At 65.4% G+C, this 13,929-nt stretch carries 8 protein-coding genes; 2 read left to right on the top strand and 6 right to left on the bottom strand.

The genetic code is table 11. The features are described from left to right. Window positions 1–42: 42 nt before the first annotated feature. The 5 genes from hrpA to EBB56_RS10395 form a co-directional block, all read right to left on the bottom strand. Entirely contained in the window at window positions 43–4,065 is a 4,023-nt protein-coding gene (gene hrpA, locus EBB56_RS10415; protein ID WP_124804334.1) for an ATP-dependent RNA helicase HrpA, read from the bottom strand. 156 nt (window positions 4,066–4,221) lie between these two features. After that, window positions 4,222–5,910 carry an AMP-binding protein gene (locus EBB56_RS10410; RefSeq protein ID WP_045993223.1) on the bottom strand — a complete coding sequence of 563 codons (1,689 nt, stop codon included), beginning with the start codon at window positions 5,908–5,910 and terminating at the stop codon, window positions 4,222–4,224. Window positions 5,911–6,035: 125 nt separating this feature from the next. Further along, window positions 6,036–6,821, bottom strand: a complete 786-nt coding sequence (locus tag EBB56_RS10405; RefSeq protein WP_045993222.1) for a class II glutamine amidotransferase — start codon at window positions 6,819–6,821, stop codon at window positions 6,036–6,038. Then, on the bottom strand, window positions 6,814–8,628 hold the full coding sequence (locus EBB56_RS10400; protein ID WP_185696415.1) for a vWA domain-containing protein: 1,815 nt from the start codon (window positions 8,626–8,628) through the stop codon (window positions 6,814–6,816). Before EBB56_RS10400 ends, EBB56_RS10405 begins: the two co-directional genes overlap by 8 nt. Window positions 8,629–8,808: 180 nt before the next feature. Beyond that, entirely contained in the window at window positions 8,809–9,261 is a 453-nt protein-coding gene (locus EBB56_RS10395; protein ID WP_045993220.1) for a hypothetical protein, read from the bottom strand. 70 nt (window positions 9,262–9,331) lie between these two features. On the opposite strand from EBB56_RS10395, the gene EBB56_RS10390 reads away from it, so the two are divergent. Next, window positions 9,332–11,515 carry a S9 family peptidase gene (locus EBB56_RS10390; protein ID WP_124804332.1) on the top strand — a complete coding sequence of 728 codons (2,184 nt, stop codon included), beginning with the start codon at window positions 9,332–9,334 and terminating at the stop codon, window positions 11,513–11,515. A 57-nt stretch (window positions 11,516–11,572) separates the two neighbouring features. After that, entirely contained in the window at window positions 11,573–12,451 is an 879-nt protein-coding gene (locus EBB56_RS10385; protein ID WP_124804331.1) for a hypothetical protein, read from the top strand. 97 nt (window positions 12,452–12,548) lie between these two features. Here the strand turns inward: EBB56_RS10385 and EBB56_RS10380 are convergent, their stop codons facing one another. Further along, entirely contained in the window at window positions 12,549–13,883 is a 1,335-nt protein-coding gene (locus EBB56_RS10380) for a cytosine permease (protein WP_124804330.1), read from the bottom strand. Window positions 13,884–13,929: the final 46 nt, after the last annotated feature.

Genomic DNA, 13,929 nt, shown 5'->3' with positions numbered 1-13,929 from the left:
CCGGGGCGGTCACTCACTTTCGTCATCTTTGGCGCGGGGGCCTTACCCCCGCCCGGTCAATTCCGCCCAGCGTTTCTCCAGGCGCTTCTCCGATACCGGCATGGCGGTACCCAGCTGCTGCGCAAACAGCGATACCCGCAACTCCTCGATCCACCAGCGAAACTCCACCAGCGATGGATCTTCGACGCCGCCTCGGTGCTCGGCCTGTCGACGCGTCTCGAGGCGCGTCTCGAAGTCCTGCACCGTCTGCATCAGCATCTGGTCGCGCATGCGCTCGCGCGGGGCCTTCTCCAGGCGCACCTGGGCGGCCTCCATGTAGCGCGGATAAGCCTCGAGCCAGGCACCGGCGTCTGTCACGAACCCCGGGTACACCAGCCGCTGCATCTGTGCCTTGAGGTCACTGTATACCAGCGCCAGCGACAGGCTCAGGTTACCCTTCAACGCCTTTGTCACCGCCAGGTGGCCTTCCAGTGCCGGCTTGAGCACTGCCACCAGCTTGTCGGCATGGGGAACGATATCCTGGCGAACCGCCTGAATGCGTTGTTCCAGGGCCTCGGCACTTCGCGGCAGCGGATCCACCGCCACGACCTGCCGGAAGACGGCCGTCACCACATCTTCGGTCAGAGCACGCTTGCTGCCTACCTTGGCGAACAATAGAGCACAGGTCGACAGTCCCTGGGTACGCTCGATGGCCTTCACTTGATCTGGCAGGCGTTCCATCGCCGCCTTGACCACCCCGCGGCGATGCGCTTCATGGGCCTTGGCCGGATGGTCGAACAGCTCGAGGCTGAGCCCGCTCGACGAAGGCACCAGCGCCGGGAAAGCCTCGACACGAATCCCGGCCTGGGAGGTCACCCGCGATTCCGGCAATGCCTGCTCGGGGAAGCCCGACAGCTCGGACTGGCTCTCCACGCTCTTGGCCAGCGCCCGGGCACCCTGACTGGCGGCAGCCTCGAAGCGCCGCTCCAGCGCCCGCAGGTCACGGCCCTGGCCCAGCACCTTGCCGCTGTGGTCGACCACCTTGAGGTTCATCACCAGATGGGGCTCGAGCTGATCGAGGCGCCAGTCGTCCGGCGACAGGCGCAGCCCGGTCTTGACCCGCAGAAATTCACCGAGCGCCTCGGTCAGGCTGCCGTCCCCGGGCACCAGTGCCTCCAGCGCTGCGTCGACCCAGTCGGGTATCGGCACCACCTGTCGGCGTATCGACTTGGGCAGCGACTTCAACAGGGCGATGCACTTGTCCCGGAGCAATCCCGGCACCAGCCACTCGAGACGAGACGACGACAGCTGAGACAGCATCGCCGCCGGCACCGTCATGGTCACACCGTCATCCTCGGCCCCCGGCGCGAAGTGATAAGCCAGCGGATAGCGCACACCGTCGATCGACAGCTCGTCAGGATAGGCGTCACCGGTGACGTCATCCGCCTCCCGTGCCAGCAGCGCCTGACGGTCGAACTTGAGCAGCTCAGGGTCACTGCGCTCGGCCTTGCGCCGCCAGGCTTCGAAGCCCTTGCCGTTGACGATATCCTCAGGCAGGCGAGCGTCGTAGAAGTCGAACAGCTGCTCCTCGTCCACCAGAATGTCGCGCCGCCGTGCGCGATCCTCGAGGTCCTCGACCTCGTCGATCAGTGCCCGGTTGTGGGCGAAGAACTCGCCCTTGGTGCGAAACTCGCCTTCCACCAGCGCCCGGCGGATAAACAGCTCACGGCTTTCGACCGGGGCGATGGGGCCATAGTGGACCTTGCGCCGGGCCACGATCGGCAGCCCGAACAGGGTGACCTGCTCGAAGGCCACCACCTGGGCCCGCTTCATCTCCCAATGGGGCTCGCTGTAGCTGCGCTTGACCAGATGGCCCGCCAGAGGCTCGATCCACTGTGGCTCGACCTTGGCCACGCTGCGCGCGAACAGCTTCGAGGTCTCGACCAGCTCCATCGCCATCACCCACTTCGGAGACTTCTTCGAAAGCCCCGATGCCGGATGAATCATGAACTTGCGATTGCGCGCCCCAAGATACTCGCGGTTCTCGGTCAGGGTGCCCAGGTGGCTCAGCAGGCCGGTCAACAGCGCCTTGTGCATGGCCACCGTCTGCTGACGCTGGCGCTCCTTGGCCTGACCGTCGTCATCTTCACCTTCGGCGGCGATGGCGGGCCTGGCCGACGGCACCTGGATATCCATGTCCTTGAGCAGCTGACGCAACTGGCGGAAGGTATCGTGCCACTCGCGCAGGCGCAGGTAATTCAGGAAGTTATCACGACACCAGCGACGCAACCGGTTGCCCGAGAGTTCCTCTCGGGCGGCTTCGAAGCCGTGCCACAGATTGAGCAGCGCCACGAAGTCGGAATCCGGATCCTGCCAGCGGCGGTGGGCCTGATCGGCGGCTTCGCGTTTGTCGGAGGGTCGATCACGCGGGTCCTGCACCGCCAGCGCCGAGACCACGATCAGCACCTCGCGCAGGCTCTGCTGCTCGACCCCGGCCAGCACCATGCGGGCCAGGCGCGGATCGATGGGTAGTCGCGCCAGCCGTCTCCCCAGTGTCGTCAGGCGACTGTTGTCGTCGACCGCACCCAGCTCATAGAGCAACTTGAAGCCATCGGTGACAAAGCGCGAGTCGGGTGGATCAACGAAGGGAAAGTCCTGGATGTCGCCCAGTTTCAGCGACAGCATCGACAGGATCACCGAGGCCAGGTTGGTGCGCCGGATCTCCGGATCGGTAAACTCAGGGCGCGCCAGGAAGTCGTCTTCGTCATACAGACGGATGCACACGCCTTCCGCCACCCGGCCGCAGCGGCCCTTGCGCTGATTGGCGCTGGCCTGGCTGACCGCCTCCACCGGCAGGCGCTGAATCTTGGCGCGATAGCTGTAGCGACTGATGCGCACCAGCCCCGGGTCGATCACGTAGCGGATACCCGGCACCGTCAGCGAGGTCTCGGCCACGTTGGTGGCGAGCACGATGCGCCGCCCGCTGTGGGGAGCAAACACGCGGTTCTGCTCGGCGTTAGAAAGCCTGGCGTAGAGCGGCAGTATCTCTGTGCTCTTGAGATCGGCGCGCCGGAGCACGTCGGCGGTCTCGCGGATCTCACGCTCACCGGGCAAAAACACCAGAATATCGCGGGGACCATGGAACCAGCGCTTTTCGCGCTCGATGGTCTCGATTTCCTCCACCGCGTGAAGGATACCCTCGCTGAGGGTGCGGTCTTCCTCGTCATCTTCGTCGCGGATCAGCGGACGATAACGCACCTCCACCGGGTAGGTACGACCCGAGACCTCCACCACCGGAGCAGGGCGCACGACACCGTCCTGGTCTCGGCTGGCAAAGTGCTGACTGAAGCGTTCCACATCGATGGTGGCGGAGGTGATGATGACCTTGAGGTCAGGGCGGCGATCGAGCAGGCGCTTGAGGTAACCGAGCAGGAAATCGATATTGAGGCTGCGTTCGTGGGCCTCGTCGATGATCAGGGTGTCATAGCGGCGCAGGTCCGGATCCTGGCGGGTCTCCGCCAGCAGGATGCCGTCGGTCATCAGCTTGACCAGGGTGTCGTCGTTGGTCTGGTCGGTGAAGCGGACCTGATAACCCACCTGCTCGCCCAGCGGCACCTGCAGTTCTTCTGCCAGGCGGGTCGCCACCGAGCGCGCCGCCAGGCGCCGCGGCTGGGTGTGGCCGATCAGCCCGCGACGGCCAAGCCCCAGCTCCAGACACAGCTTGGGCAGCTGGGTGGTCTTGCCGGAGCCGGTTTCGCCGGCCACCACCACCACCTGATGGGACTCCAGTGCCTTGAGGATATCGGCTCGCCGCGCCGCCACCGGGAGCTGTTCGGGATAGTCGAGCGTGACCGGGCGCGCCTGGCGCGAGGCCAGGGTCTGACGAGAGCGCTGCCAGTGGTGCTCGACCTCCTTGAGTCCCCGGTCGATGGGCTTGCCGTCGCGTCGACGACGCTCGAGACCGGCCAGACGCTTGGCCAGCGTCGGGCGATCGCGAAGCATCACCTGTTCCAGTCCTTCGGTCAGAGACTTCAGGCGAGAGGCGTCGTCGGCGTTTTGCTGGGCGGTGGGCGTAGAACTACTCACGTTGGGGTCGAAGGCTCCGGGTGGATCATGGGCGCCGCGTCGCACGGACGCGGGGCGGGAAGGCTCCCGCAACGCAAAGGGCGCTATTGTAACGCCGCAGCCAAGGCAAGGGCCAATCGCCGGCCCCTGCCCTTCCCCGGACCTTGTCGGCGGGCGTCAGCCGTCGGTGCCGGTCCCGGTTTCGGTGCTGCCTTCGTCACGCAACTGGCGCCGGAGCACCTTGCCGACGTTGGTCTTGGGCAGTTCGTCACGAAACTCCACCAGCTTGGGCACCTTGTAGCCGGCCAACTCCTGCTTGCACCAGGCGCGCAGCTCGTCACTGGTCAAGGAGCTGTCCTTGGCCACCACGAACAGCTTGATGACTTCGCCGCTGGTATCGTCGGGCACCCCGACGGCGCAGGACTCGACCACCTTGGGGTGGGCCGCGACCACGTCCTCGATCTCGTTGGGATAGACGTTGAAGCCGGACACCAGAATCATGTCCTTCTTGCGATCGACGATACGCACGTAGCCATCGTCCTGGATGACCGCGATGTCACCGGTGTGGAAGAAGCCATCGGCATCGATGACCTTGGCCGTCTCGTCATCGCGGTTCCAGTATCCCTTCATCACCTGGGGGCCGCGCACGCACAGCTCGCCCGGCTCGCCCGGCTCGGGGTCGCCACCGTCAGGGTTGCACAGCTTGAGCTCGGTGCCGGCGACGGGGCGGCCGATGGTGCCCAGCTGTATCGCCTCCACCGGGTTGAAGCTGACGATCGGCGAGGTCTCGGTCAGGCCGTAACCCTCGGCGATGGGGCAGCCCGTCACCTCTTCCCAACGCTTGGCCGCGGCCTTGGTCAGCGCCATGCCGCCGGAGATGGTCAGGTGCAGGTGGGAGAAGTCCAGCGCCTTGAAGTCGTCACGATTGCATAGCGCATTGAACAGCGTATTGAGTCCGACGAAGCCGGTGAAACGCGTCTTCGAGAGCTCCTTGATAAAGGTATCGAGGTCCCGCGGATTGGTGATCAGCAGCGAATGGTTGCCGCCTTCCAGCATGAACAGGCAGTTCACCGTAAAGGTATAGATGTGATAGACCGGCAGCGGCGCGACGACCACCTCGCTACCCTCGCTCAAGCCACCCCCGATGATCTGCTTGGCCTGCAGCATGTTGGCCACCAGATTGCGGTGGGTCAGCATGGTGCCCTTGGCAAGCCCGGTGGTCCCCCCGGTGTACTGCAGCGCGGCGATATCGTCGAGCTCGCGTTCTACCTCACGGTGCTCGAGGGAGGCGCCTTGCTTGAGCACCTGACGCAACCTGACCGCCTTGGGGATCGAGTAGCGCGGCACCATCTTCTTGACGTACTTGACCACAAAGTTGATCAGCGGTCGTTTGGGGAAGTCGTGCAGATCACCGATCTCGGTGATCACCACATGCTCGATGTCGGTCTTGTCCAGCACCCGCTCGAGCTTGTCTGCCATGTTGGCCAGGATCAGGATCGCCTTGGCGCCGGAATCCTTGAACTGGTGGGTCATCTCGCGCTCGGTGTACAGCGGATTGGTGTTGACCACCACCATGCCGGCGCGAATGGCGCCGAACACCGCTACCGGGAACTGCAGCAGGTTCGGCAACTGGATCGCCACCCGATCACCGGGCTCAAGGTTGGTCTCGTGCTGCAGCCAGGCGGCGAAATCACCGGACAGCCGGTCAAGCTCGGCGTAGGTCAGGGACTTGCCCATGCACGAGAAGGCCACCTTTTCGTCGTAGCGCTTGACGGAGCGGTGGAAGATATCCATCACCGAATGATAGTCATCGAGCCCTTCCAGGGCCTCCCCCCGAACGATCGATGCAGCGGCGTTCTCACTCATGGGCGTTCTCCATTCGGGGGACCAGGTCCCCTCTTATTATCAAATTGTGGTGTCGACACTGGCTACCATAGCCCAGTCCCGCAGCGACTGTAATACGCTTGATTCAAACTTTCGTTTAAAACCCGCTATTCATCGCTTAGATAACGGGCCACGATCTCGCCTTCCCGCCACACCAGCAGCTCACCCGGCTGCATGCGCACCCACTCTTCGTTGTCGGTGAGCGGTTCGGTGGCCAGCACCGAGACCACATCGTCGGGGGTGGTGTGCTCGACAAAGTTGACCACCATCTCGGCGTCCGACAGGTTGGCCTCGCCAAAGGGCGCGCGGCGGGTGATATGGGCGAGCTTGGTGGAACAATAGGTGTACAGGTACTCGCCGTCGGCCAGCAGCAGGTTGAAGACCCCCAGACCTCTGAGCTTCTCGCACAGCTCGTGCAGCGAAGACCACAGACCGCGACGATCCTCCGGCGGGTCTGGATAGCGCCGCCGGAGCTCACCCAGCAGGTGGCAGAAGGCGTGCTCGCTGTCGGTGGACCCCACCGGTCGATAGCTGGCGAGTTCCAGCGTCTCCCAGCCGGACAACTGGCCGTTGTGGGCATAGCACCAGGGCTGCCCCCACATCTCGCGCACGAACGGATGGGTATTGGCCAGTTTCACTCCACCCACATTGGCCTGGCGGATATGGCTGATGACGATATTCGACTTGATCGGGTATTCGCAGATCAGCCGGGCGATTCGCGAGTGCACCGAAGGATGAGGGTCGCGAAATTCGCGATAGCCCCCCTCTTCGTAAAAAGCGATGCCCCAGCCGTCACGGTGGGGGCCGGTGCCGCCGCCACGATGCAGAAAGCCGGTAAAGCTGAAACAGATATCCGTGGGCACATTGGCACTCATGCCCAGAAGCTCACACATGGGGTTCTTCTCTTGTTGACCCGGCCGCAGCCAGGCGAGTGCGCCTGCGACGCCACAACAGCCAGGCGATCACCACCACCGCCAGGATAGCGGCTACCAGCCAGCTGCGCGGATCATGTCGAGCACGCTCGAGGGCGGGCTCAAGACCAGGCCTTCCCTCGCGCCACCACTGCACCAGCCGCTCGGGGCCTTCATTCACCAACGCCACAAACTGGTCGGCCAGCGCCTCGCCAGCCTCCTCCTCGGCCTGTCGCTCACTGGCTTCGGCGAAGCGTTCACCGGACAGGGTGGGGCCTGCCAGCGCCCGATCCAGGGCCACCTCGCCATCGCGATTGATCCACAGCGGCGGCAGGTTCCAGCGGGTCTCGTTGCCGTCGATCGTCGCCACCGCCGAGATCCGCAGCGGACGGCTGACCTCATCCTCCTGGGGCGGAATTTCCAGGCTCCAGCGCCTGGCGTCTGCCGGGGCCACCTCCAGCGACTGGCCCAGCAGATCGGCCTCGAAGCGGGTGTTGTCGTGGCCAAGGCGCGGATGTTCGGCCACCAGCGTCACCCGACGCCCGGATTCGTCCAGTGCCGCGCCGACGGCCGGCAGCACATTGACCGCCTGCACCCGTCGGCGATGGAAGTCCTCGCCCTCGGCGGTGATCACCAGCTCAGCCGCGCCGGTGCCCGACGGCGACGGCAGCCGCCCGCGAAACACGCCATCATCGTTGCCAAGCGCCAGGATCTGCAGGCCGTCCACCGCCTCGCCGGACAGCTCCGCCGTCACCTTGAGCCCCTCGGGCACCGTCACCTCGCCGTCACTTTCGACACGCACCGCCAACGGCACCTCGAAGCCGGAATACAGCGTCGCGGGCAGCGCCTCCGTCACCAGGTGGCGATCGCTGTTGACGGTAATCCGCGAGTCCGCCGCCAGAGGACCCTCGATCCGCCACTCCCCCTGGGCGGGGTCGGGTACGCGGATCAGGTCGAAGCGTGGTTCCCGCTGCCAGCGCACCTCTGCGGGTGCGGTGTCGCGGGTGTAACGGGTGCCGTCCGGCGCCACCAGGGTCACCTCTCCCTGGCCGGGGTCATGGAAGATCAACGCGGAAAAATCGTCGACGCCGGCATCGACGGTGAAACGGCGGTCCTCAAGCGGCACCTGATCCACCGGGAAGATGCGCTCGACGATATCGAGAAAGGCGCCCAACAGGGCGTCCGGTGTCTCGACCACCGCCGCCAGTCCCCCGGTGCGCTGCGCCAGTCGCTCGACCAAGGCAACGTCGGCGCCTGGCGAAAAGGCGATGGCGTGGATGGCCACCCCCTGGTTGGCCAGGTCCGGCACCATCGCCTCGACCAGGCGTTGGCGAGAGGCAAGGTCCACGTCGGGCTTGGCACCCCTGCCCGGCGACAGGTCGATCACCCCGTCGGTCAGCAACACCAGGTGGCGCCAGCCGTCACCCTCGGCTGCTGCCGCGGTGCGCAGCGCCGCCTCGATATCGGTATGCTGCTGATACTGTTCCAGCGCCGGCGGCAGCGCCAAGGCCCGCTCGCGCCACTGGGCGTCGACCTGCCCCAGAGGCAACGGATTGTCGATCGACTCGCCGAAGGTCCAGATGCCGGCGCTGACACCACTCGGCAACAGCGCCACCAGCATGTCCAGCGCACTGCCTGCCAGGCGATTGGGGTCATTGGTCTTCATGCTGCCGGACACGTCCACCACGACGCGAACGTCCGGTGGCTCATCCGAGCCCGCTTGCCCAGTCGCCGACTGGGCAAGCGCCGTCAGCGGCGACAGGCACAACGCCACGATTGTCGCCATCATTACCCCTTTCCCGCAGCGTTGCTGGCCCCGCTTGGCCATGTGTCCTCCTTGGAACTTGCCCGGAATCTCCAGGCCGTGGGCGGTGGACGTCTTTTACATCCCCCTTCGACGTGTTTATCGATGGTTCACCGTTCACGGTGGCCAGAGCGACCTCGCCAGCAGTTTCTAGCCGAGCAGTTTCTAGCCGAGCACCGGCTCCTGACGCTCCCGCCCTTCTTCACGCGACGTCCCATGAGCCTCTGCGTCCTGGTCACGCGCCGCTGCAGCGGCCTCGGCCTTGCGCAGACGGCGACGACGGCCACTCCACCACAGTGCCAGTCCAAACAGCGCACCGATCGCCGCGCCGACGATGACGCGCGTGGCCGCCGGCACCAGCACGCCATTGTTGCCGTCCATGAAGGCGACCGCTGCCACCATGATGGCCGGCGCCTGACCGCTGTAGACCTGGCCTTCCTCGATCAACGGCAGTTCGAACATCGACGGCATCCACATCACGCCGGCCACTGCCCAGGTCAGCACCAGGCGTGGCAGGCGCGGTAAAAAAGCCAGTCCAAGGTAGCCAGCCAACAGTACGACCAGCGACAATGCGCCATAGATCAACCACAGCGTGGACATGGAATCCGAAATCAACATTGCATGCTCCAACCTGACGTGCGCGCCGCGCACAGATGAAATTTCTCTTGAGTATGGTACATCTCGCACCATGAAAGCACAGCCGCCAAATGCACCGGCCGCAGCAACTCGGGGCCCCGCCCTGGACTTCACGCGTCAGGACGATAACGCCTGGCACTGGCTCGAGAATCGCGACGATCCCGCCGTGAGTGACTTTCTCGAGGCCGCCAACCGCCAGGCCGACACCTGGTTTGCCCCTCTGGAATCCTTGATCGAGCGACTCTACCAGGGCCACCTGGCGCGGCGAGAGCTGGCCGTCAAGGGGCTGCCCAGTCGCCTGGACCACTTCACCCTGTGGAGCGAGACCGCCGCCGACGCCGACTATCCGGTCTGGTGGCGCCACCCCAACGATGCCCCGCAGTCGCGCGAGGTGTTCTTCGACCTCGAGGCCAGAGCGCAGGAGCACACCTTCCTCGAACTCGGTGACATGGCGCTGTCCCCGGACGAGCAGTGGCTGGCCTGGACCGAGGACACCCAGGGTGACGAGACCTATCGCCTGTTCATCAAGCGCCTGCCCGATGGCGCCGAGCATCGACTGCTGGACGACATCGGCCCTGAGCTGTGCTGGGCCGAGGACGGCCAGACCCTGCTGTTCACCCGCTACGACGCCACCCAGCGACCCGACAGCGCCTGGCGGCTCAGCCTGTCGCTGGATGCGGCCAGCGCAGACGCCAGGGTCGAGACCGACGAGCTGGTCCTGCGCGAGGACGACGCCGAGTTCTGGATCGGTCTGGGCAAGACCCGATCGCGGGCCTGGCTGACCATCGAGTCGGCCTCCAAGGACACCAGCGAGACCCATCTGGTTCCGGCCCACGCGCCAGCGACTCCCCCGCACTGCTTTCAGCCCCGTCGCCCGGGCGTTGAGTACGCCCTCGATCATCGTCCCGGCCACTTCTATGTGTTGCACAACGAAGGGCTGGTGCACTTTCAGCTGGAAGTGGAGAACGAGGACCGCTCCGGTCAGCGGCGAGTACTGGTGCCCCATCGCCAGGAGACCACCCTGGAGGGTGTCGATGCCTACGCCTGGGGCCTGGTGATCGCCGAACGCGACCACCTCGAGGCCCAGGTGCGCCTGCGTCGCCTCGAGTTCGACAGCGACCACAGCGTCACCCTCAACGCCCCCCTGCCCTGCTCGCCCGCACCGCTTAGCCTGGGGCTCGGCGACAGCCCACACTTCGACGACCGGGTACTGCGCCTGCGCGAGGAATCCTTCTGCACCCCGCCAAGCTGGTGGTCGCTGGATCTTGATAGCGGCGAGCGCCGACTGCTCAAGCGGCAGCCTCTGCACGGCGATCTGGCACCGGAAGACCTGCACTGCCAACGGCTGTGGGCCGAGTCCCACGACGGCGAGCGGGTACCGGTGTCCGTGGTCTGCCGCAAGGACCTGGCGAACCAGCCGCTGCCGACGCTGCTGTATGGCTACGGCGCCTACGGCGAGGCGCTGGACCCATGGTTCTCGGTATCCCGCCTGGAACTGCTCCAGCGTGGCGCGGCCTTCGCGGTGGCCCACGTGCGAGGCGGCGGTGAGCGCGGCGAACCCTGGTACCTGGCCGGTAAGCTGGAGCACAAGCCCAACAGCTTCGAGGACTTCCTGGCCGCACGTGACGCCCTGGTCGACGCGGGTGTATCGAATCCCCAGCGTATCGTCGCCTACGGGGCCAGCGCCGGCGGTCTGCTGGTGGGCGCCAGCCTCAATCGCGCGCCACAGGCATTCTGCGCGGCGGTACTCGACGTGCCCTTTGTGGACGTCCTGCGTACCATGGAAAACCCGGACCTGCCGCTGACCACGGCGGAGTACACCGAATGGGGCAATCCCAGCCACGCCGCCGACGCCCGACGGATCGGCAGCTATTCACCGCTGGACAACCTCGATGCCGAGGCCTGGCCGCCGGTATTCCTGCAGGGTGGCTGGCACGATAGCCGTGTGCCGTACTGGGAGCCGGCCAAGCTCTACGCACGCCTGAGCCTGGCGAACGCCGAGCAGGCGGCACTGTCCAACCGGGCAACCCTATTGAAGACCGACATGACGTCCGGTCACGGCGGCGCCTCGGGTCGTTTCAAGGCCTGGCGCGAAGGGGCACGCCAGGATGCCTTCGTGCTCTGGGCCCTGGACTTGCTGGATGCAGACCTGGTGAATGCGGACCTGATGGACAACCCTCCGGTCGAATCACCAAGGCCCCATCCCTGCCCCACCGACGAGAACCCGCAGGCCTGACCGCACCTTTGGACGCCCTTGGCCGCTTTAGCGGCCACTTTCAGAATAAGGAATTTCATGAACGCCAAACCGATGCTCGCCCTCACCGCTGCGCTATGGCTCGGCACCTCCCTCGTCGGCTGCTCCGACGACAGCGATTCCGAGACGTCCGAGGGCGCGTCACAGCAGAGCGAAAACGTCACCTCCGGTAATGGTGGCGGCAGCAACGAGAGCGCAGACTCCGCCAGTGAAGACGAAACCAGCGGCGAACAAGGCGACGACATCTCGGAGATGAGCCCGGCGGATCGCCGCGAGGCACTGGAGCAGTCCCTGCGCGCCAACTTTGATCCCCAGCTCGGCGAGATTCGCTACCTGGTCGGCTGGAGTGACCTGAACGACGATGGTCAGGACGAGGCCGTGGTCCACGTGGTCGGCCCGATGGTCTGCGGCACCGGTGGTTGCGATACCCTGATCCTCGAAGCCCAGGACGACGCCTACCGCGTCATCAGCGCCCAGCCCACCACCCAGCCTCCGATCCAGCTTGGCGAAGCATCTCACGAGGGCTGGCGAGACCTGGTGGTCAAGCGCCACCTGGCCGCCGATCAGCCGGCTCAGGCCCTGCACCTGCGCTTCGACGGCAGCAGCTACGTCGAAGCCGAAGGCAACGAAGGCGAGGCCGAGAACGCCACCGTCCTGATTGAAGACTTCAACAGCCTCGATGACGCCCGTCCGCTGTTCACCGGTGAGGGGGCCATGTCGGGGTCTCTCGAAGGTGACATGGAAGGCGAGATGGAAGAAGCGATGGAAAGCGAGCGCTCAGAGCCGGCGGTCGACCCCGACGCCGCCGCTACAGCCGCCGAACCGCAAGGTAGCGATGACGCCCAGGCTGACAACGAAGGAGAAAGCACAGAAGAAGGCGACGACCGGCAGACGGACGCCAGCCACAGCGGCAATTGATCGCCAACACTCGGCGAAGCCTTCTTTGCCGACAAGGCGCCGGGCCTCTTCACGAGGCCCGGCGCTGTCGTTTCCCTATCTAGCCGGTCATAGCCGGTCAGGCAGCGGTGGCTCCATGCCGGGCCAGACCACGGCCCAGGGCGTAGCTCCCCCAGGCCACCACAAAGGTCAGCGGTGCCGAGGCTCCGGCCAGACTCGGCGACAGCATCAGCGCGATGCCGACAATCGCCGCCAGGGCCCAGGCCGCCAGCCCCACAGGGTTGAAGGCGCTGATGTCAGCGTCCAGATCGACCTCGAGACGCCCCTCCGGCGACAGGATATGGGCCAGTGCCACCCCCACCCAGGCCACCACGAACACGCCTTGATAGGCCAGGGCCGCCAGCAGGTAGCTGAACACGTCCGCCCGCATCAGCAGGTAGGCAAGCCCGCCCACCAGACAGCCGGCCAGGATCTTGTTGAGTTTGAGGCCGGTGAGCTTGCCGACGAAGGCCTCGAGATTGACCGTCGCCAGGTAGAAGTTGGCGGTGTTGATGCGGCTCTGGGTCACCCACACCAGCGCCAGCCCGCCGAGCCCCATCAACTCTAGCAGCCCCAACACGATGGACGCCTCCGACAGGCCGTCGGTAGGCAGGCAGGCGTCGAGCAGGATCCCCACCACTCCGCTGAACACGAAGGTCATCAGATAAAAGGGAATGCCGAAGGTGACGCGGGCATGGAAGCGGCTATCCTCGACGCGACCGAAGCGGGCGTAGTCGAAGGTAAACATCATCAGCACCCAGACCCCCATGTAGTAGGCAAAGGTGGACAGCCAGCCGAAGGGACTGGCGCCTCCTTCGGGCACCCGGGAGAGCCAGCCGGAGGGATAGCCGAACTCGGCCATCGCCATGCCCACGGCGATCAGCATGCCGACGATGTACACCGGCAGCAGCACGCCGTTGAACTTGTCGAGCCAGTGCTGGACGCTGCCGAAGATCAGCGAGACTCCGACCACCACCACGATCAGGGTAGCGCTGGCCATGCCGAGCGAGGGCGACCACTCGGACAGCACCAGCGCCATCACATAGCCTTCGAATACCGCGTAGTAGAGCGCCGTGGCAAAAAAGATCAGGGTCGCGATCATCGCTCCCAGATGACCGAACAGGACCCGGGAAAACAGCGCCACGGTCAGCCCGGTACGTATCGCATAGCGGCTGATCACCGCATTGATGACGCCGTAGCAGACCACCGTCAGGGCGATCCCGATCAGCGCGTTGGTGGTGCCGTAGCTGCGGGCCATGGCGGCGGCCACCACCATGTAGAAGATGGCGCTGCATACCGCCCACCAGGCCATCATCAAATTGCCTCTGGGCATGCGTTGGTCCAGGGGCATGGGGCGGTCGGCGAAGTCGCCGGCGCCTTGCCCAGCCTTCTCGTGGGATGTCGTGTCGTTCATGGTTGTTGCCTCGTGCTGTTGTTGTGGTTGGACGAAGTCCCTTGGA

This window comes from Halomonas sp. YLB-10, assembly GCF_003856855.1.
In the GTDB taxonomy this organism is placed as follows: domain Bacteria; phylum Pseudomonadota; class Gammaproteobacteria; order Pseudomonadales; family Halomonadaceae; genus Halomonas; species Halomonas litopenaei.
This window is presented reverse-complemented; position numbering and strand designations above follow the sequence as displayed.